The sequence below is a fragment of the Streptomyces sp. NBC_01363 genome (assembly GCF_026340595.1).
GTDB lineage: Bacteria > Actinomycetota > Actinomycetes > Streptomycetales > Streptomycetaceae > Streptomyces.
Genome location: NZ_JAPEPF010000001.1, coordinates 1,666,743 through 1,686,793, shown reverse-complemented (window position 1 = coordinate 1,686,793; position 20,051 = coordinate 1,666,743). Strand labels below are relative to the sequence as shown.

At 66.7% G+C, this 20,051-nt stretch carries 19 protein-coding genes and 1 tRNA gene; 11 read left to right on the top strand and 9 right to left on the bottom strand.

Going from position 1 to position 20,051, the window contains the following annotated elements:
* Positions 1 to 8 precede the first annotated feature (8 nt).
* The 8 genes from OG611_RS07945 to OG611_RS07910 all read left to right on the top strand — a co-directional run bounded on the left by OG611_RS07945 (position 9) and on the right by OG611_RS07910 (position 10,904).
* Positions 9 to 524 carry an FHA domain-containing protein gene (locus OG611_RS07945; protein ID WP_072487556.1) on the top strand — a complete coding sequence of 172 codons (516 nt, stop codon included), beginning with the start codon at positions 9 to 11 and terminating at the stop codon, positions 522 to 524.
* Positions 525 to 653: 129 nt separating this feature from the next.
* On the top strand, positions 654 to 2,165 hold the full coding sequence (locus tag OG611_RS07940) for a Stp1/IreP family PP2C-type Ser/Thr phosphatase (protein ID WP_266416889.1): 1,512 nt from the start codon (positions 654 to 656) through the stop codon (positions 2,163 to 2,165).
* A 22-nt stretch (positions 2,166 to 2,187) separates the two neighbouring features.
* Entirely contained in the window at positions 2,188 to 3,597 is a 1,410-nt protein-coding gene (locus tag OG611_RS07935) for an FtsW/RodA/SpoVE family cell cycle protein (protein ID WP_266416887.1), read from the top strand.
* Positions 3,594 to 5,051: a penicillin-binding protein 2 gene (locus tag OG611_RS07930; RefSeq protein WP_266416884.1), complete on the top strand. Its 1,458-nt coding sequence runs from the start codon at positions 3,594 to 3,596 to the stop codon at positions 5,049 to 5,051. Before OG611_RS07935 ends, OG611_RS07930 begins: the two co-directional genes overlap by 4 nt.
* 167 nt (positions 5,052 to 5,218) lie before the next feature.
* Positions 5,219 to 7,201 (top strand): Stk1 family PASTA domain-containing Ser/Thr kinase, encoded by a 1,983-nt coding sequence (gene pknB / locus OG611_RS07925; RefSeq protein ID WP_266416881.1) that lies wholly within the window; start codon positions 5,219 to 5,221, stop codon positions 7,199 to 7,201.
* A gap of 215 nt (positions 7,202 to 7,416) precedes the next feature.
* Positions 7,417 to 8,511, top strand: a complete 1,095-nt coding sequence (locus OG611_RS07920) for a restriction endonuclease (protein ID WP_266416879.1) — start codon at positions 7,417 to 7,419, stop codon at positions 8,509 to 8,511.
* A 295-nt stretch (positions 8,512 to 8,806) separates the two neighbouring features.
* A complete protein-coding gene (locus OG611_RS07915) occupies positions 8,807 to 10,612 on the top strand; it encodes a reverse transcriptase/maturase family protein (protein ID WP_266416877.1) in 1,806 nt (601 codons plus the stop codon).
* A gap of 115 nt (positions 10,613 to 10,727) precedes the next feature.
* Positions 10,728 to 10,904 (top strand): hypothetical protein, encoded by a 177-nt coding sequence (locus OG611_RS07910; protein WP_266416875.1) that lies wholly within the window; start codon positions 10,728 to 10,730, stop codon positions 10,902 to 10,904.
* Positions 10,905 to 10,980: 76 nt separating this feature from the next.
* Here the strand turns inward: OG611_RS07910 and OG611_RS07905 are convergent, their stop codons facing one another.
* The 6 genes from OG611_RS07905 to OG611_RS07880 are packed head-to-tail and all read right to left on the bottom strand — an operon-like array spanning position 10,981 to position 15,545.
* Positions 10,981 to 11,709: a class E sortase gene (locus OG611_RS07905; protein ID WP_266416873.1), complete on the bottom strand. Its 729-nt coding sequence runs from the start codon at positions 11,707 to 11,709 to the stop codon at positions 10,981 to 10,983.
* A 27-nt stretch (positions 11,710 to 11,736) separates the two neighbouring features.
* Positions 11,737 to 13,155 carry a class E sortase gene (locus tag OG611_RS07900; protein ID WP_266416871.1) on the bottom strand — a complete coding sequence of 473 codons (1,419 nt, stop codon included), beginning with the start codon at positions 13,153 to 13,155 and terminating at the stop codon, positions 11,737 to 11,739.
* The gene (locus tag OG611_RS07895) at positions 13,152 to 13,790 is read right to left on the bottom strand and encodes an aminodeoxychorismate/anthranilate synthase component II (protein ID WP_072487563.1); all 639 of its coding nucleotides are present in this window, start codon (positions 13,788 to 13,790) and stop codon (positions 13,152 to 13,154) included. Before OG611_RS07895 ends, OG611_RS07900 begins: the two co-directional genes overlap by 4 nt.
* Positions 13,787 to 13,969, bottom strand: coding sequence for a hypothetical protein (locus OG611_RS07890; protein WP_093548079.1), 183 nt, complete (start codon positions 13,967 to 13,969; stop codon positions 13,787 to 13,789). Before OG611_RS07890 ends, OG611_RS07895 begins: the two co-directional genes overlap by 4 nt.
* A 56-nt stretch (positions 13,970 to 14,025) precedes the next feature.
* Positions 14,026 to 14,751, bottom strand: coding sequence for a class E sortase (locus OG611_RS07885; protein WP_266416868.1), 726 nt, complete (start codon positions 14,749 to 14,751; stop codon positions 14,026 to 14,028).
* Between the two features lie 26 nt (positions 14,752 to 14,777).
* A complete protein-coding gene (locus OG611_RS07880) occupies positions 14,778 to 15,545 on the bottom strand; it encodes a DUF881 domain-containing protein (protein ID WP_266416866.1) in 768 nt (255 codons plus the stop codon).
* Between the two features lie 141 nt (positions 15,546 to 15,686).
* Here OG611_RS07880 and crgA point away from each other — a divergent pair, with 141 nt between their 5' ends.
* On the top strand, positions 15,687 to 15,941 hold the full coding sequence (gene crgA / locus OG611_RS07875) for a cell division protein CrgA (RefSeq protein ID WP_093548084.1): 255 nt from the start codon (positions 15,687 to 15,689) through the stop codon (positions 15,939 to 15,941).
* A 329-nt stretch (positions 15,942 to 16,270) separates the two neighbouring features.
* Here the strand turns inward: crgA and OG611_RS07870 are convergent, their stop codons facing one another.
* Complete coding sequence (locus OG611_RS07870) at positions 16,271 to 17,173, bottom strand: rhomboid family intramembrane serine protease (RefSeq protein WP_266425646.1); 903 nt, start codon at positions 17,171 to 17,173, stop codon at positions 16,271 to 16,273.
* A gap of 156 nt (positions 17,174 to 17,329) precedes the next feature.
* Positions 17,330 to 17,857, bottom strand: a complete 528-nt coding sequence (locus OG611_RS07865) for a peptidylprolyl isomerase (protein ID WP_266416862.1) — start codon at positions 17,855 to 17,857, stop codon at positions 17,330 to 17,332.
* 480 nt (positions 17,858 to 18,337) lie between these two features.
* Here OG611_RS07865 and OG611_RS07860 point away from each other — a divergent pair, with 480 nt between their 5' ends.
* Complete coding sequence (locus OG611_RS07860; RefSeq protein WP_266416860.1) at positions 18,338 to 19,072, top strand: DUF5324 family protein; 735 nt, start codon at positions 18,338 to 18,340, stop codon at positions 19,070 to 19,072.
* Positions 19,073 to 19,254: 182 nt separating this feature from the next.
* On the opposite strand, the gene OG611_RS07855 is transcribed toward OG611_RS07860, so the two are convergent.
* Positions 19,255 to 19,327, bottom strand: a tRNA-Ala gene (locus tag OG611_RS07855).
* A 170-nt stretch (positions 19,328 to 19,497) separates the two neighbouring features.
* Between OG611_RS07855 and OG611_RS07850 the strand changes: the two genes are divergently transcribed.
* Complete coding sequence (locus tag OG611_RS07850; RefSeq protein WP_266416858.1) at positions 19,498 to 20,046, top strand: DNA-binding protein; 549 nt, start codon at positions 19,498 to 19,500, stop codon at positions 20,044 to 20,046.
* The last annotated feature ends 5 nt before the right edge of the window (positions 20,047 to 20,051 follow it).

Sequence of the window (20,051 nt, the reverse complement as noted above, 5' to 3'; positions counted from 1 at the left end):
CGGGGGCAATGTCAGAGCTGACCCTGACGGTCATGCGGCTAGGTTTCCTGGCTGTTCTGTGGCTGTTCGTGATCGTGGCCGTCCAGGTCATCCGCAGCGACCTGTTCGGAACGCGCGTCACGCAGCGCGGCTCACGCCGCACTGCGAACGACGCGCGGCCTCCACAGGCACGCCAGAATGCCGCGGCACCGCCGCAGCAACGCCAGCAGCCAGGGCGCCAGCGCCGGGGGGCACCCACAAAGCTGGTCGTCTCCGAAGGCAGCCTCACCGGCACCACGGTGGCGCTCCAGGGGCAGACCATCACGCTGGGCCGGGCGCACGATTCAACGATCGTGTTGGACGACGACTACGCGTCCAGCAGGCATGCCAGGATCTACCCCGACCGTGACGGCCAGTGGATCGTCGAGGATCTCGGGTCCACCAACGGCACGTATCTCGACCGGACCCGACTCACCACCCCGACACCTGTTCCGCTGGGCGCGCCGATCCGGATCGGCAAGACCGTCATCGAGCTGCGGAAGTAGTACGACAATGAGCGAGCGGAGCGAGCGAGCCGCGGCAGTCCGGGCAACGGACCCCGCCCGGCTCCCGACCGGAGGGTGGGCAGTGTGGCTCGAGACCGGCTGTACCCCGAGCCGACGGGCGAGGTGCGCATGAGTCTTTCCCTGCGCTTCGCCGCCGGATCGCACAAGGGCATGATCCGGGAGGGCAACGAGGACTCCGGCTACGCCGGCCCGCGCCTTCTCGCCATCGCCGACGGCATGGGCGGCCAGGCAGCCGGCGAGGTCGCCAGCTCCGAGGTGATCTCCACGCTCGTCCAGCTCGACGACGACGTCCCGGGCTCGGACATCCTCACCTCGCTCGGTACGGCGGTCCAGCGGGCCAACGACCAGCTGCGCATGATGGTCGAGGAGGACCCCCAGCTGGAGGGCATGGGCACCACGCTCACCGCCCTGCTCTGGACCGGCCAGCGCCTCGGCCTCGTCCACGTCGGCGACTCCCGCGCGTACCTGCTGCGCGACGGCGTACTCACCCAGATCACCCAGGACCACACCTGGGTGCAGCGGCTGGTCGACGAAGGCCGGATCACCGAGGAAGAGGCCACCACCCACCCGCAGCGCGCCCTGCTGATGCGTGCGCTGGGCAGTGGCGACCATGTCGAACCCGATCTCTCCATCCGTGAGGTCCGGGTCGGCGACCGCTACCTGATCTGCTCCGACGGGCTGTCCGGCGTCGTCTCCCACCAGACGATGGAAGAGACGCTCGCCAGCTACCAGGGCCCCCAGGAGACCATCCAGGAGCTGATCCAGCTCGCCCTGCGCGGCGGCGGCCCCGACAACATCACCTGCATCGTCGCCGACGTCCTCGACGTCGACAGCAACGACACCCTGGCCGCGCAGTTCAACGACACCCCGGTCATCGTCGGCGCGGTCGCCGAGAACCAGGCCGCGCAGATGTCCGCCGCCGAGAGCACGGCCGCCATGCAGACCCCTGCCGGACGGGCAGCCGGCCTCGGCCGCCCCGTACCGCCGCCCGCGGGGGGCTTCGGCCCGCCGGGAAGCGGCGACGGCGTCGACGGCGGCTACGGCGGGATTCCCGACGGCTCCTTCGACGCGTACACCGACGACGACTTCGTGAAACCCGGCGGCGGCCGCAAGTGGCTGAAGCGGTCCCTCTACTCCGTGCTGGCGCTCGCCGTCATCGGCGGCGGTCTCTACGGCGGCTACCGCTGGACCCAGAACCAGTTCTACGTCGGCGCGAAGAACGAACACGTCGCACTGTTCCGCGGCATCAGCCAGGACCTGGCCTGGGTCTCGCTCTCGAAGGTCGAGAAGGACCACCCCGAGATCGAACTCAAGTACCTCCCGCCCTACCAGCGCAAGCAGGTCAAGGCGACCATCGCCGAGGGCGACCTGGCCGCCGCCCAGGAGAAGATCGGCGAACTCGCTCTCCAGGCCTCCGCCTGCCAGAAGAACGCCGAACGACGTGCCGCCGAGAAGGCCAGCGCCGACGAGGGCCAGGCACCGGGTACGGACGCTGCCGAGACATCCAGTGGCGCCAAGACGTCCGATGCCGCCAAGACCAAGCCGACCAAAACTCCCACTCCTGGTCCCAGCCTCTCGGAGGAAGAGAAAAAGCTGGTCCCGCAGTGCGGTAAGCAGTAAGCCGTAGGGGGCCTTCAGCACCATGAGCGTTGTCACCAACACGACCACGATCGGCGCGATCGACGCACCGAGCCGCCGCAACACCGAACTGATGATGATGGTCTTCGCCATCGCCATCTCGGTGTTCGCCTACGCCAATGTCGGGCTCGCCATCGACGGTAAGCTCCCGTCCGGCATGTTCGGATACGGAGCCGGACTCATCCTGCTCGGCGGCGTCGCCCACCTCGTGGTGCGCAAGTTCGCGCCGTACGCGGATCCGCTGCTACTCCCGCTCGCCACCCTGCTCAACGGCCTGGGGCTGGTACTGATCTGGCGGCTGGACCAGTCGCAGCGACTGATCCAGCGCGCGGAGTCTCAGTACGGTGCCTACAGCCCGGATGCTCCCAAGCAGCTGCTGTACTCGGCGATCGGTGTCGCTTTCTTCGTCGCCGTGCTGGTGATCCTCAAGGACCACCGCATCCTGCAGCGCTACACCTACATCTCGATGGCCGTGGCGCTGGTCCTGCTGGTCCTGCCGATGTTCTTTCCGGCGGTGAACGGCGCGAAGATCTGGATCAGCCTCGGCCCGTTCACGATCCAGCCGGGAGAGTTCGCCAAGATCCTTATCGCGGTGTTCTTCTCCGGCTATCTCATGGTGAAGCGTGACGCACTGGCGCTGGCCAGCCGCCGATTCATGGGGATGTACCTGCCGCGTGGGCGTGACCTCGGACCGATCATCACCATCTGGGCCCTGTCGATCCTGATCCTGGTCTTCGAGACCGACCTCGGCACCTCGCTGCTGTTCTTCGGTCTCTTCGTGGTGATGCTCTACGTCGCCACCGAGCGGACCAGCTGGATCGTCTTCGGCCTGCTGATGTCCGCGGTGGGCGCCGTGGGTGTGGCGTCCTTCGAGCCGCACGTGCAGTCCCGTGTGAACGCCTGGCTCGACCCGTTCGCCAAGGCGACGTGGGCCCAGAGCGAACAGCTCGCCCAGTCGCTGATGGCCTTCGGTTCCGGCGGGACGCTCGGCACGGGGCTCGGCCAAGGCCATTCGGACCTTATCCTTTTCGCCGCCAACGCCGACTTCATCCTCGCCACCGTCGGCGAAGAGCTGGGTCTGGCCGGGATGATGGCCGTCCTGCTGATCTACGGCCTGATCGTCGAGCGGGGCGTACGCACGGCACTGGCCGCCCGTGACCCCTTCGGCAAGCTGCTCGCCATCGGGCTGTCAGGAGCCTTCGCGATCCAGATCTTCGTGGTCGCCGGCGGTGTCATGGGGCTCATTCCGCTCAGCGGTATGACCATGCCGTTCCTTGCGTACGGTGGTTCGTCCGTGTTGGCCAACTGGGCACTGATCGCCATTCTGATCCGGATCAGCGACACCGCTCGCCGCCCCGCACCGGCACCCGCACCGTCCCCTGACGCCGAGATGACCCAGGTGGTCCGACCGTGAACAAGCCACTGCGCCGGATCGCGATCTTCTGCGGCGTCCTCATCCTCGCCCTGCTCGTGCGGACCAACTACCTCCAGTACGTCCGTGCCGACGAGCTGAACAGCCGCGACGAGAACCGTCGCGTCCGCATCGAGCGTTACGCCCACGAGCGCGGCAACATCATCGTCGACGGCAACCCCGTCACCGGGTCCGTCGAGACCAAGGGCAGCGACTTCAAGTACAAGCGGGTCTGGAAGAACGGCCCCATGTGGGCCCCCGTCACCGGCTACTCCTCGCAGGCCTTCGACGCCTCGCAACTGGAGAACCTCGAGGACGGCATCCTCACCGGCAACGACGACCAGCTCTTCTTCGACCGCACCCTCTCGATGTTCACCGGCGAGAAGAAGCAGGGCGGCAACGTCGTCACCACCCTGAACGGCGCCGCGCAGAAGGCCGCGTTCAAGGGGCTCGGCAGCAAGAAGGGCGCCGTGGCCGCGCTCGACCCGCAGACCGGCGCCATCCTGGCCCTGGTCAGCACCCCTTCGTACGACCCCTCGGTCTTCGCGGGCAACTCCGACAAGGACAGCAAGGCCCGCAAGAAGCTCCTTGACGACAAGGACAAGCCGATGCTCAACCGGGCATTGCGCGAGACCTACCCGCCCGGCTCGACCTTCAAGGTCGTCACCGCCGCCGCGGCTCTGGAGAACGGGCTGTACAAGGGGATCGACGACAAGACCAACTCCCCGCTGCCCTGGCGGCTCCCGCTGACCACCGGCGACCTCGCCAACGAGGGCAACATCCCGTGCGAGAACGCCTCGCTCCGGGAAGCGCTGCGGTGGTCCTGCAACACCGTCTTCGGCAAGATCAGTGACGATCTCGGCAACCAGAAGATGATCGACGAGGCCAACAAGTTCGGCTTCAACAAGGAGATCTTCACCCCGGTACGCGCCGACGCCAGCGTCTACCCCAAGGACAACCGGCCGCAGAACGCCATGGCCGGCATCGGCCAGGCGTCCAACCGCGCCACCCCGCTCCAGATGGCGATGGTCGCCTCGGCCGTCGCCAACGACGGCAAGCTGATGCAGCCGTACATGGTCGCCGAGCGCCAGTCCCCCAGCCTCGACGCGATCTACACCCACGAGAAGGAGCAGTTCAGCCAGCCCCTCTCGGGCGAGAACGCGCAGAAGCTCCAGCAGATGATGGAGACCGTCGTCGAGAACGGCACGGGAAAGAACGCCCAGATCCCCGGCGTCACCGTCGGCGGCAAGACGGGTACGGCCCAGCACGGTCTGAACAACAGCGAGAATCCGTACGCCTGGTTCATCTCCTACGCCAAGACCGACAGCGGCTCTCCGGTCGCCGTCGCCGTGGTCGTCGAGGACAGTCAGGCCAACCGCGATGACATCTCCGGCGGCGGCCTGGCCGCCCCGATCGCACAGGCAGTAATGAAGGCGGTCATCGACAGCAAGAAGTGATGCCCATCACATCGAGTGCCATACCTGCACATTGGGATACCGGTCAGATATCAGGTCAGGACTACGGACCGATCAGGTAGTGCGCGGCCGGTAGCGTATGCGCGAGCAGCACACCGCCGGACCGCACACCGGTGCGGTCGGGACTGACGGAGAGGGCTGGAACAGTTATGGAAGAGCCGCGTCGCCTCGGCGGCCGGTACGAGCTGGGCTCGGTGCTCGGCCGTGGTGGCATGGCCGAGGTCTACCTCGCACACGACACCCGGCTCGGCCGCACCGTAGCCGTGAAGACGCTCCGGGCCGATCTGGCCCGCGATCCGTCCTTCCAGGCCCGGTTCCGCCGTGAGGCCCAGTCCGCCGCCTCGCTCAATCACCCGGCGATCGTCGCCGTCTACGACACCGGCGAGGACTACGTCGACGGGGTGTCCATCCCGTACATCGTGATGGAGTACGTCGACGGGTCGACACTCAGGGAACTCCTGCACTCCGGGCGCAAGTTGCTGCCCGAGCGCACCCTTGAGATGACCGTCGGCATCCTCCAGGCGCTGGAGTACTCGCACCGCGCCGGCATCGTCCACCGCGACATCAAGCCGGCGAACGTCATGCTGACGCGCACCGGTCAGGTCAAGGTCATGGACTTCGGCATCGCCCGCGCCATGGGCGACTCCGGAATGACGATGACCCAGACCGCCGCCGTCATCGGAACCGCCCAGTACCTCTCCCCGGAGCAGGCCAAGGGCGAGCAGGTCGACGCGCGTTCCGACCTCTACTCGACCGGCTGCCTGCTCTACGAGCTGCTGACGGTCCGGCCGCCCTTCATCGGGGACTCACCGGTCGCGGTCGCCTACCAGCACGTACGGGAAGAACCGCAGAAGCCCAGCAACTTCGACCCCGAGATCACGCCCGAAATGGACGCGATCGTGTTGAAGGCCCTGGTCAAGGACCCCGACTACCGCTACCAGTCGGCCGACGAGATGCGCGCCGACATCGAGGCCTGCCTCGACGGCCAGCCGGTCGCCGCCACCGCGGCGATGGGTGCGGCCGGTTACGGCGGCTACGACGGATACGGCAACGACCAGCCGACCACCGCACTGCGCGCCGCGGACCAGAACGGCGCGCCCACGTCCATGCTGCCCCCGGTCAACCCGGACGACGGCGGCTACGGCTACGACGACCGCCCGGACCGCCGCCGCCAGAAGAAGAGCAACACCTCGACGATCCTGCTGATCGTCGCGGGCGTCCTGGTGCTGATCGGCGCGGTCCTGATCGGCAAGTCGGTCTTCAGCGACAGCAACAGCGACAACGGCAAGGTCGATGCGCCGAACCTGATCGGCTCGACCGTGAAGGAAGCACAGAAGCTCGCGGAGAATCCCGATGTCGTCCTGAAGATCGGCTCGCGCGAACCGTGCGAGGATCAGCCGAAGGGCAAGATCTGCAGCCAGGCGCCGGCAGTCGGCGAGAAGATGGACAAGAAGGACACCGTCACGGTCGTCGTCTCCACCGGCGCCCCGAAGGTCGATGTCCCGGACGTCATGGAGAAGACCGAGGCGACCGCCCGCAAGGACCTTGAGGACAAGGGCTTCACGGTGAACGTCACCGCGGTCGAGTCCGAGAAGACCGCGGGTACGGTCATCAACCAGGACCCCAAGGGCAACTCGAAGGCCGAGAAGAACTCCGAAGTCACGATCACGGTCGCCAAGCAGGCCACCCAGAAGGTGCCGAACGTCGCGGACCGGGACTACGACGCCGCCGTGGCTCAGCTCAACGGCCTGGGCTTCGCGAACGTCTCCAGGACCGACGTCGATTCGGAGAAGCCGGCGAACCAGGTGATCAGCCAGACGCCGCCCCCCGACTCGATGCAGCCGCTGACTGCCCAGATCGTGCTGACGGTCTCGAAGGGCCCGCAGCAGCCGGAACAGACCACGGTTCCCGATCTGCAGGGCAAGACGATCGCGGAGGCGAAGGCCCTGCTCGCCGGGGCGGGTCTGCAGCTCGGCCAGGTGCAGGGGCCGAACGACGACAACGCGAAGGTCGTCGCCTTCCAGCCCAACGCGGGTCAGCCGGTCGACAAGAACAGCGCGGTCAACGTCCAGACCATGCCGGGCGGCGGAAACGGCAACATCTTCGGCGGCCTGTCCGGCTCACACCGCTGACCCGGACACACCGCTGACCCGGACACACCGCTCCATCGGGCCCCGGCCGCCACACGGCGACCGGGGCCCTTTGCTGTGTCCGCCACCACGGATCCTTTGCATACCGCACATGTGGTCGTAAACCGATTGTGTCTTCATATGTGGTGATTCGTTGATCAGGCGGGGCGGGGCATCGGGCTCCGGCCGTACATCCGGCTACGCGAAGGGCCAGGAGCATGATCAACGAGGTCGCTCTGGTGGAATCACAAGCACTGCGTCAGAGCTTCACCGAGCGGACGGAGGCACTCGACCGAGTAAAGGTGCTGTCCTTGCTGCCGAACGGTCTGCACGTGACCACGGCCATGGTCGCCGCCTACTTCGAGGTCGCGGAAACTGTCATCAACAACCTCCTCAGCCGCCATCGAGAAGAGCTCGAATCGAATGGCCTGCGGGTCATCCGGGGCAATGAGCTGCAGAAATTTAAGAAACTCACTCTGAGTTCCTATCCGGAGAGTTATCCACAGCCTCGTTCGAGCATGGCTCTCTGGCTCCGGCGGACGGTCCTGAACGTCGCCATGCTGCTCCGGGACAGTGACGTCGCACGCCGTGTCCGTACGTACCTGCTCGACCTCGAGCACACCTTCCGGGCACAGCCGACCGTCGTGGACGCCCCGGGGCATGACAGCGACGTCGAGTCACTCGACGCCCGCATCACACGGCTCAGCGAAGAGAGCTTCACCCGTCTCCTCGGCTCCACCGTCGTCCCCATGCTCAGCGCCCTCATCGAAACGTCCGGCGAGCAGCAGCGAGAACTCGTCAGCCTCCGCGAGAACGTCCAGCAGATCGAGCGGCGGCTCGTCCGGCACGATGTCCAGCTGCGGCGCCTCCAGCGGGCACAGGAACGGCACCCGCTCGTCGGGGTCATGGCCGCCATGGACGCCATGAACTGGCGGGAGTTCGAGCAGCACATCGCCGGACTGCTCCGCCGGGACGACTGCACCGATGTCGAGGTCCACGGCGGGAGCGGCGATCGCGGAGCCGACATCACCGCGTACACCGCCGACGGACGCCGACTGGTCGTCCAGTGCAAGTGCGCCGTGAGGCGCTTCGTTGTATTCCCGACTCAGTCGGGAGGGATTTGGAGGGAGATTCCTGGGTCACCTGACTTACCTGGACGCGAAAGCGCGAGGGGACAGCAGCATGTCAGGAAAGCGGTGGCCGCCCTGCGACGTTCAAAGGCGGGGTGCCGCAAGACCCGCGCGATATGGTCAAAGCTGGATTGCTTGAAGCCTAATCTCCAGCTAGAGCAAGGCATACTCTCGCCGGTATAACGTCTGAAACCGGCGTCACATCATGTCCCGGGTCGGCTTGCATGCCCGGAACAACCTCCATGGTGTGAAGCATCTCCCAGCGAGGGAGGGCAAGGAGATGAATGGGCGACCTAAGTCGCGCTAGATACGTACAACGAAGACGTACCACGGGATCGCCTAAGGGGTGAGAGCCCTAAGGTGACGGAGTGCCCGTAGTAGTCGCAGGAGTAACGACCTGCCAAGGAGATCAGGAAAGCTGATCGCAGGGCAAAGGGGCACAGGTGATTGAGACGTTCAGCGAAGGGAGGCATGCGTAATGCAGAGCGCCGAAACTGTGCTGTCCGTCATCCGAGAACGCGGCAGGAAAGGTCTGCCGCTTGAGAGGTTGTACCGCCAACTGTTCAACCCGCAGCTGTTCCTGATGGCTTATGGGCGCATCTACTCCAACAAGGGTGCGATGACCCCAGGAGTCACGGGAGAAACCGTGGATGGCATGTCACTGGCTAAGATCGATTCGATTGTCCAGGCCCTGCGCTCGGAGTCGTTTCGATGGACGCCAGTAAAGCGGGTGTACATCCCCAAGAAGAACAAGGGGAAGCGACCGCTCGGCCTGCCCACCTGGTCAGACAAGCTCGTGGCCGAGGTCATGCGCCTGCTGTTAGAGGCGTACTACGAGCCGCAGTTCTCTGACAGGTCACACGGCTTCCGTCCCAAGAAGGGTTGCCACACAGCTCTGACCGAGGTGGCAAATACCTGGACCGGGACACGCTGGTTTATCGAGGGAGACATCTCTGACTGCTTCGGCAGCCTGGATCACGAGATCATGCTCGCGATTCTTGAGGAGAAAATCCACGACGGCCGGTTCCTGCGGCTGATCCGAAACATGCTCGGTGCCGGATATTTGGAAGATTGGAAGTGGAACGCCACGCTAAGCGGTTCGCCGCAAGGCGGGGTCGTGTCCCCTATCCTCTCCAACATCTATCTCGACCGACTGGATCGGTTCGTTGAGCAACATCTGATGCCGGACTACAACCGGGGAAGTCAGCGAGCGACTAACCCTGAGTACGCATCCATCTGTAACGCGATCCAGCGGGCTAAACGCCGAAAGGATATAGAAGCGGTAAGGCGACTTCGGTTGCAGCGCCGCCTAATCCCCAGCGTTGACCCAAACGATCCCGGATACAGGCGGCTTCGATACATCAGGTACGCCGACGACTGGCTCCTTGGTTTCTGTGGACCGAAACGCGAAGCCGAGGAAATCAAGGACCGGATGCGTAGGTTCCTGCGTTCTGAGCTCAAGCTGGAGCTGTCCGTCCCTAAGACCTTGATTACCCACGCCGTCAGCCAGGCTGCGAGGTTTCTCGGATATGACGTACGAGTCCAGCACGAGGATACGAAAGTGACCGGGCCGAAACGCTCGGTCAATGGGCAGATCGGCCTATTCGTTCCCCGTGACGTAATTCGGCAACGCTGCAAGCTGTACATGCGCCAAGGGATGCCTACGCATCGTTCGATTCTGATTCACGACAGCGACTACAGCATCGTGATGAAGTATCAGAACGAGTACCGCGGGGTCGTCCAGTACTACCTTCTGGCGCAGGACGTCTTCCGCCTGCACGCCCTCAACTGGGTGATGGGGTCATCTATGCTCAAGACCCTGGCCGCGAAGCACAGTTCCACCGTGAGCAAGATGGTTCGACGGTACAAAGCGACCGTCGACACCCCGCTCGGCTCGCGGAGGTGCTTCCAAGTCACAGTTGCCCGTGAGGGAAAGAAGCCGCTGGTCGCCCGCTTCGGCGGGATCCCTTTGCAACGTCAGCGTGGCGCCGTCATCAAGGACAGCGCCCCGGTCATGCAGTCGACAACGAACGAGCTCATCCATCGACTGCTTGCCGGGCAATGTGAAATCTGCGAGGCCGGGGTCGGGCTGCAAGTCCACCACATCCGCAAGCTCGCCGATCTCAACAAGCCAGGCAGACCGGACCCGCCTGGGTGGGTACGTCTGATGGCGCGAAGGCGACGCAAGACGCTCGTCGTCTGCGAAACCTGCCATCAGGACATCCACGCAGGTAGGCGCAACATCTCAACACGAAAACGATCACTGGAGAGCGGGATGCTGTGAAAGTGGCCTGTCCCGTTCGGGGAGGGGCCGACGGAAAAGGACCCGCACTGCGGGCACCTCGCCGGCGGCCTACTCTACGAACTTCGCCCCGTACCGCTCTGTGTGGAGTGGTGAGATGCAGAAGTTCGTCGGCACCAAGACTCTGCACCGGGCAGACGTTGCTGTGTATGTGGCGACCTGCCCGTTCTCCCGCGAGACGCTCGATATCGCGATGCAGGCCGGCGTCACCGCCGTGCACCGCGGCCTCCTGGAGGCCTGGAGCGCGGGCGCGAAGCTGCAGGTGCTCAAGTAGGAGCAGCCGGTCGGAACGACAGAGGCCCGAAGTCGCAAGGAATGGTTGCGACTTCGGGCCCGGATCATCGTATCGGCTAGCGCAGCTCCGCCGGCTTCGTACGGTCCTTGTCCACCTTCTCCGTACGCACCAGCTCGCCCCACACGATGTAGCGGTACTTCGACGTGTAGACCGGCGTGCAGGTCGTCAGCGTGATGTAGCGTCCGGGCTTCTTCGCGCCCGATTCCTTCGGCACGGGCTGCAGAACGTCGACGTTGTACTTCGACGTCTCGGGAAGCTCCTTGAAGACCTTGTAGACGTACCAGGTGTCCTTGGTCTCGAAGACGACCGCGTCCCCGGTCTTCACCTTGTCGATGTTGTGGAACTTGGCACCGTGCCCGTCACGGTGGGCGGCCAGGGTGAAGTTGCCCTTCTTGTCCCACGGAAGCGCCGACTTCACCGGGTCCGTGTAATAGCCCGCGATGCCGTTGTTGAGGTTCTCGGTGTCGGTGCCCTTCTTGACCAGCACCTCGCCGTTCTTCATCGACGGGACGTGGAGGAAGCCGATGCCGTCCTTCGTGTCCAGCGCGCCCGGCCCGCCCGCCCAGCGGTCGCGGACGGTGTGGCCCTGCTTGGTGGCCTCACGATCGGCGAGCACATTCGTCCACCAGAGGGAGTAGACGACGAAGAGCCCCAGCACCAGGCCCGCGGTGATCAGCAGTTCGCCGAAGACACTGATCACGGTCGCGACGGGATGGCGGCCCCTGCGCCGGGGCGGGGGCGCGGATTCGCCGACCCGCTCTTCGTGCTCGGTCCTAGCTGTCACCGCACCCGTCCCTGTCGTGATGATGATTCAGCCCACGAGCGCGTCGGGCTTCCCCTTGCTGCGCGGTCGTTCGTCGACCATCTTGCCCCAGACGATCAAACGGTACGTACTCGTGAATTCCGGCGTACAGGTCGTCAGAGTGATGTACCGGCCCGGCCCGGTGAACCCGGATCCGCGCGGAACCGGATCGATCACCGAGACATTGGACGGCGATGTCTGCGGCAGCGTCCTCGTCGTCTTGTACGTGTAGTACGCGTCCTGTGTCTCGACCACGATCAGGTCGCCGGGGCTCAGCCGGTTGATGTAGCGGAACGGCTCGCCGTGCGTATTGCGGTGACCGGCCAGGGCGAAATTTCCCTGCTCGGCCGACGGCATCGCGGTACGGAGCGCGCCTTCGCCGTAATGACCTACCATGCCCCGGTCGAGGACCTTCTCCTTGCTGATGCCCTCGGCGATCGGAGCGACCACGTCCAGCTTGGGAATGTGGATGATGGCGAATCCCTGCCCCGCTTCGAACACACCGGGATTGCGGTCGCCCTTCGCCCAGTCGTCCTGGATCTTGTGCGTCTCCTTGCCGGCGTACTGGTCGGCGCGCACATTCGTCCACCACAGCTGATAGGTGACGAACAGCAGCATCAGCACGCCGAGCGTGATGAACAGCTCCCCGGTGACCCGGCTGGCCACCACGGCCGGGCTGTCCTTCGCCGCGCGCGCCGCACGCCGTGCCTCGACGCGTGACATCGGCTTGTCGGCCTGTGCGGCGGCCGTCGCCGCGGTGTCCGGCCGCTGGTCGGCTCGGCCGCGCCCCCGCCCCTTGGCGGCGCGACGCCGTTCGGCACGGCCTCCGGTGCGCGGTTCCGGATCGGTGCCTTCGGGCTCCGTTCCGAGTTCGGCGAAGCTCTCCACGTCGCTCGCCCGTTTCGGATCCGGATCCGGAGCCGGAGCCGGAGCCGATTCCGGCCCCGGCGGGGTGTCACCCCGGAGCCGGGGCAGACCGACCGTCTCGTCGCCGAGCGGGAAGGGAAGAGGTACGGGCTGCGCCCGGGGCTCCGCAACGGGCGCCTGCGCGGGCGCCTGCGCGGGCGCCTGCTGCCCGTACCAGTCCCGTTCGAACCCCTCGGGGTCGTACCACTCCCGCGGAGCTCCCTCGGAGCTCTGCACCCCATGTGGCGCCTGCGCCTGCTCCTGCGCCCGAGGCACGGCCCGTGCCTGCCCGTCCGGGGCCCGGTGCTGTCCTCGCCCCGCTCCCGGTGCCTCGGCCGTCTGCGCCGCCTCAGCCGGTTTCCCCGCCCTGAACCACGGCGAGGCGTGCCGCCCCGGCAGCGGGTCGTTCAACGGGTCCGCCAGCCGGTCGACCGCCGCCTCGAACGCGCCTGCGGCCTCGTACGCTCCTTGCTCGTACGGGCCGTCCTGTCCGGCGTCGTGTTCGGGGCGGAGTGCGGTCACGCGACGGCCTTGCCCACCACCGGCGCGAGCCCCGCCGACCTCGCGACGGCCCCTGTGTCACCGCACTGTGCCAGCCAGTTGGCCAGCATCAGGTGCCCGTACTCGGTCAGCACCGACTCCGGGTGGAACTGCACGCCCTCCACCGGAAGTTCACGGTGGCGCAGCCCCATGATGATGCCGTCGGCGGTCCGCGCCGTCACCTCCAGCTCCGCCGGAACCGTGTCCGGTTCGGCGGCGAGCGAGTGGTAGCGGGTCGCGGTGAAGGGAGACGGCAGGCCGGCGAAAACCCCCGCTCCCTCATGGGTCACCGGCGAGGTCTTGCCGTGCAGCAGTTCCGGGGCACGGTCCACCACCCCGCCGTACGCCACCGCCATCGACTGCATGCCCAGGCAGACCCCGAAGACCGGGACGCCCGTCGCCGCGCAGTGGCGCACCATCTCGACGCAGACGCCCGCCTGCTCCGGGGTGCCGGGACCGGGCGACAGCAGAACGCCGTCGAAGCCGTCCTGGGCGTGTGCCGTGGTCACCTCGTCGTTGCGCAGCACTTCGCATTCGGCGCCGAGCTGGTAGAGGTACTGGACGAGGTTGAAGACAAAGCTGTCGTAGTTGTCCACGACGAGAATGCGGGCACTCACTGGCCGCCCCCCGTTCCGGTCGAGCCGTCCACCGTCACATCACCGAACGGAAGCAGCGGCTCCGCCCACGGGAAGACGTACTGGAAGAGCGCGTAGACGACAGCCAGCACCAGCACGAGCGAGATGAGCGCACGCACCCATGCGTTGCCCGGCAGATGCCGCCAGATCCAGCCGTACATGCTGTCCCCTCCATTCGGTACGGGACCAGACTAAAGGGCGGGGGCAGAAGCGTGGGTCAGCTGTGGAAAGCTGTCGGTTTGCCTTCGGTCATGGGCTGGGTGGCATCGAGGTGCGCCCAGGCGATCAGCCGGTGGCTGCTGCCCCATTCGGGGTCGCAGGTGGTCAGTGTCAGATAGCGGCCCGGCCCGTCGAAGCCGGACTTCCGGGGGACGGCGTCGATGACCCCGATGTCGCTCGGTACCGTCCGGTAGGGCTTCTTGTCGATGCGGTACGTGAACCACGTCGTCCCGTCCGTCAGCACCACCGCGTCTCCCGGGCGCAGCTTCGGGAAGTCCTTGAACGGATCCCCGTAGGTACGGCGGTGTCCGGCCACCGCGAAATTGCCGCTCGCACCGAGGCGGGCGGTCCCCGTGTAGTGACCGAGGCCCTTCTGCAAGGTCCTGACCTCGGTGTTCTCCAGGACGGGCCACTCCCAGCCCTTGCCGAAGCGGGGTATGTACAGCATCGCGAACGGCTTGCCGTCCTGGTACGCGGCGGGGGCGGGAGGCTCCTTCGGCGCCTTTGGTGCCTTCGAGGACTTCGACGTCGGGGAGGCCTGCGGCGCGGGCGCGGACACCGTCCCCTGTGCCCACCGGCTGCGCAGGGAGTCGATCTGCCCCTCGGCCGCGTCGGCCGCCTTCACCCCGGTCCAGAACAGCACGTACACCACAAAGAGCACGATCAGGGCGCCGATGGTGATGCAGAGTTCGCTGAACGTCCTGACGATCAGTCGCACCGACACCTGGCCGGCCTCCCCACAGCCGCTCGCTACTTCACGGGCTCCGCATAGTGGAGGTCCACTGTGCCCGAGTAGCCGGGAAGAGTCACCGCCTCGTGCTCATCGACTTTCCAGCCGAGCCCGTACGCCTTCACGTACAGCAGGTAGTTGCTGATCGCCGGGGAATTGTTGAGCGCCTGCTTGAGCTTGCCCGGGTCGCCGACCGCGGTGATCTTGTACGGCGGGGAGTAGACCCGGCCCTGGAGGATCAGGGTGTTGCCGACACAGCGCACCGCGCTGGTGGAGATCAGCCGCTGGTCCATGACCTGGATTCCCCGGGCCCCACCCTGCCAGAGGGCATTGACGACCGCCTGCAGGTCCTGCTGGTGAATGACCAGGTCATTGGGTTGCGGGTCGGGGTAGCCGGGGTTGGCGGTGGCATTGGGCGGGGCGTCATTGAGAGTGACGCTCACCGACCGGCCGGTGAGCTTCGTGGTGCCGCCGGCCCGCTCCAGCTCCTTGAGCCGGGCGTCCTCCGCCTTGGTGCTGCTGTCGTCGCGCCGGACGAGGGCGTCGATGTCCTCGCGCACGGCCGCGTTGGTCTCGTCCAGCTGGGCGTTCTTGTTGCTCCGCTGCTGAATGAGATCGGAGAGCTTCAGCAGCGAGGAGTCGGTGCGGATATTGGTGCCCTTGGCCGTGTTGGCGCTGGTGACGAAGATCAGTCCGGCGAGGGCGAAGACGGCAGCGGTGAGCACGCGGACCGGGTGCCGGAAGGTGCGCCGGACCGGGCCTTGGGGGGAGTCGGCAGAATTGCTCAACGTACCCTTATCTCCTTCGGCGCCAGGGAAGCACTACGCTAACGGACGCCCGGGGGAGGCAGTATTCCCCCTCGAGCCCCGCCCCGGCGCCAGCCACAGTTCCCTGCGCGGTCACGCAGCGCATCGACAGGAGAGTTCCTCGTGCCGAAGTCACGTATCCGCAAGAAGGCCGACTTCACGCCTCCTCCGGCGAAGCAGGCAACCAACATAAAGCTGACCAGCCGCAGCTGGGTGGCGCCGGTGATGCTGGCGCTCTTCCTGATCGGTCTGGCCTGGATCGTCGTTTTCTATGTGACCGACGGCGATCTGCCGATCAAGGACCTGGGGAACTGGAACATCGTCGTCGGCTTCGGCTTCATCGCCGGCGGCTTCGGTGTCTCCACGCAGTGGAAGTAGCACCGCAGCAGCAGTAGCACCGCGGCGGAAGCAGAACCGCGGCGCTCCTGGTGGCACAGCGGGGCCCCGTCCCGCAAGCCTTGCCCCAAGTTACCCACAGCGTTATCCACAGACGGGGGAAAAGGTCAGACGATCTGTGGATAACTCCCTGGCGGTTGACGCCGATGTGACTGCAGTCTCCCCCATCGGGGGATGGCACGCCCCTTGTCCCGACTGGAGAAACCCAGCTCAGCGACAAGGGGCACAGTTGTTCCCACAGAATGCACAAGATCCGGCACCCGCTGTGGACAACTACGACTGTGGACAACCAACCCGGGTGCCACGTCCGCTCAGGTCAGCGCGGCAGTTCTGGCGACGACCACGAGAATCACGGCCGCCAGGACCAGGGCACAGGTGCCGTACTGCACCAGCGCGCGCCGCTCGCGGGGTGCGTGCACCATGCCGATCGCGATCAGCGTGCCCGCGATCAGGCCGCCGACATGTGCCTGCCAGGCGATTCCGCCCCAGGGGTTGAAGGTGATGACCAGGTTCACCGCGAGGAGCGCGAGGACCGGACGCATGTCGTAGTTGAGCCGGCGCAGGAGCACGGCGGTGGCGCCCAGCAGCCCGAAGATCGCCCCGGAGGCTCCGAGCGAACCCTGCACGGGCACGGAGAGCCAGTAGGTGAGGGCACTGCCGGCCAGGCCGGAGATCATGTAGAGCGTGAGGTAGCGGGCACGGCCGAGTGCCGATTCCAGCGGCCCGCCGAGCCACCACAGCCCCAGCATGTTGAACGCGATGTGCCACACCTCCTGGTGCAGGAACATCGACGTCACCAGCCGGTACCACTGGCCCTCCGCGACGCCTTCGAGCGGACCGCCGTAGTGGGTCGTGGCGCGGCCGATCAGCATCAGTTCGTCGACCAGCGCGGTGCCCCTCGCCAGCACTGCGATGTACACGGCGATATTGATACCGAGAAGGATCTTGGTGACGAGGCGGGGATCGGCGGTGACGTTGCCGCCCGCGACAGTGCGTGGCTGATTGGCGGCCGGTCCGTGTCCCGTACCCGATCCCTGGCGGACGCAGGCCGGGCACTGGAAGCCGACCGAGGCGTCGATCATGCACTCGGGGCAGATCGGGCGCTCGCAGCGGGTGCAGCGGATGTTCGCTTCGCGACCGGGGTGGCGGTAGCAGCTGAGCGAGCCGTCCGCGGCGGCGGACTGGTCCGTGCCTCCCGGCGGCTGCTGGTCCATCGGTCCCATCGCTTCCCGGTCCCTTCGGTCCTCGTCATGGCGGGCACGGCACGCACAACGCCGCCCTGCTCGTCCGCTATGTATCAGTACGGACGGGCAGGGCGGTTGGTTCCCGAACGGGCAATCAGTGTGTGATCAGTCGATGACCACAGGTGATCAACGAGTCTCGATGGCGACCCACTCGATCACGACGTCCTGCACCGGGCGGTCGGTGCGGGGGTTGGTCTGGGTGGCGGCGATGGCGTCCACGACCTTCTTGCTGGCGGAGTCGGTGACCTCGCCGAAGATGGTGTGCTTGCCGGTCAGCCAGGCGGTCGGCGAAACGGTCACGAAGAACTGCGAGCCATTGGTGCCCGGACCGGCGTTGGCCATGGCCAGCAGGTACGGCTTGGTGAAGGCGAGGTCGGGGTGGAACTCGTCCGCGAACTCGTACCCCGGGCCACCGGTGCCGTTGCCGAGCGGGTCGCCGCCCTGGATCATGAAGCCGCTGATGACCCGGTGGAAGACGGTGCCGTCGTACAGCTTGTCCGTCGACTTCTTACCGGTCTCGGGGTGCGTCCACTCACGCTCGCCCTTGGCGAGCTCGACGAAGTTCTTGACCGTCTTGGGCGCGTGGTTCGGCAGAAGCCGGATCTCGATGTCGCCCTGGTTGGTCTTCAAGGTGGCGTAAAGCTCCTCGGCCACGATCTGCCTTCCGTAAGTCTCCGGTGATGTCGAGTCCTCAGTGACGTTCACCAAGGTCTCAGTGACATTCACCAAGTCTTCAGTGACGCTCACCGATCCTCGCACGGACCGTGCGCTCCGGCGCCCGGCCGCCACCGGCGAAGGCGTGGCGTCACCTCCCTGCCCCATTCCGCGCCCCCATTCCGCACCTCGCACGCCGTCGCAATCCGCGCCCGCCCGCCCGCAGCCCCGCCGGTCCGCCTCCCGTGCCGCTCCCCGCAGGAACAAATGCGGCCAAGTGCGTGACGAAGCGGCGCGGGCTGGAGCGAACCGTGGCATCGTCGTCGGCAAGCTCCCCTTGCACCGAATTGCCCGAAGACATCACTCATGATCTGAATGACCCGGATGCCCGCCCCACATGCCATACGGGACTCCGGCAGGCATGATCTCGAAATGGGTGGAAAGGCGGAGTGTCTACCCGCCACCAAGGAGGAGGATCACGTGACCCGCATCGACAGCGTGCGCGCCGCAACCGACTCGGCGAAGGACAGCGTGCAGCACGCCGCGGAAGTGGTGGCGCCCTACGCCGACACGGCCAAGGACCAGGCCGCACATCTTGCGTACGAGGCCCGCACACGGCTCGCGCCGAAGGTGTCCAAGGCGGCCCAGCAAGCCCGCGTCCAATACGACGCGCATCTGGCACCACGTATCGAACTGGCCCTCACCCATGTGCCGCCCAAGGTCGACGAGGTCGGCCGGCGCGCCGCGCGCCGCACCCGCCGGGCGGCCCGTACCGCCGCGGACTACACGGTGCCGCGGGTCGAGCACGCGATGGCCGTCGCCCAGCCCATGGCCGAGGAGGCCTCGGCCCGCAGCGCCGCCGCGCTGGCCGCGCTGCGCGGGCAGGTCACGGCGGCGGAGATCCGGCAGCTGGCCAGGAAGCACGAGCGGCGGGCGAAGGCCGGGCGGCTGCTCAAGGGGCTCGTCGTGGTCGGCATCGTGGCGGGCGGCGCCTACGCCGCCTGGCGGTGGTGGGACAAGCAGGCCAACCCCGACTGGCTGGTCGAACCGCCCGCTGCCACGGAGGTCTCCGACCGCGCGCCGCTGACCTCGGTCGACGGCAGCGGCCCGGCCCCGCTGGACCCCGAGGTCCGGGACAAGCAGACCGAGTCGGAGGCCGACGGGTCGGACGGCCCGGAGGGTGTGGACGGCACCGGACCGGACGACCGCCGCTGAGCCGGTCCCCCGAACTACGAACCCGCGCCGGAAGACATCACGGTCTTCCGGCGCGGGTTCCGTTTTCCCTGCCGCCCGGCCGCTTCCCTCGCTGCCCCGCCGTGCCCTCACGGCGCACAGCAGCACGGCAGCACACAAAACCCCCTCCGACCGCGTTCGTGCCGGTCAGAGGGGGTTATGGGTGGAGCCTAGGAGATTCGAACTCCTGACATCTGCCTTGCAAAGGCAGCGCTCTACCAACTGAGCTAAGGCCCCGAAAAACGGACAGCCCCAGACGCTTCAGCGTCCTGGCCACCGCCGCAGACCAGAGTACCGGGTACTCCCCGGAATCCTGCAAAAAGATGGGGGCTCCCGGTCGGCGACCACTCTCCGTAAGATGCTCGACGAGGTTCGCAGCAGCGAAGCCGCAGCGAAGGGGAGACGCCATGGACGCAGCGCAGCAAGAGGCAACGGCAAGGGCCAGAGAGCTTCAGCGCAGTTGGTACGGGGAGCCTCTCGGTGCGCTCTTCCGCCGGCTGATCGATGATCTCGGCCTGAACCAGGCCCGGCTCGCCGCCGTCCTCGGGCTGTCCGCCCCCATGCTCTCCCAGCTGATGAGCGGCCAGCGGGCGAAGATCGGCAACCCCGCGGTCGTCCAGCGCGTCCAGGCGCTCCAGGAGCTGGCCGGACAGGTCGCGGACGGCAGCGTCAGCGCGGGCGAGGCCACCGACCGCATGGAAGAGATCAAGAAGTCCCAGGGCGGCTCCGTCCTCACCGGCACCGGCCAGACCTCGACCACCGGCGGCGCCCCCACCGTCCGGCGCGTGGTCCGCGAGATCCAGTCGCTGCTGCGGTCGGTCGCGGCCGCCGGTGACATCATCGATGCCGCCGACTCCCTCGCCCCGACCCACCCGGAACTGGCAGAGTTCCTCCGGGTGTACGGCGCAGGGCGCACCGCGGACGCGGTGGCGCACTACGAGGGACACCAGGGCTAGCTCTC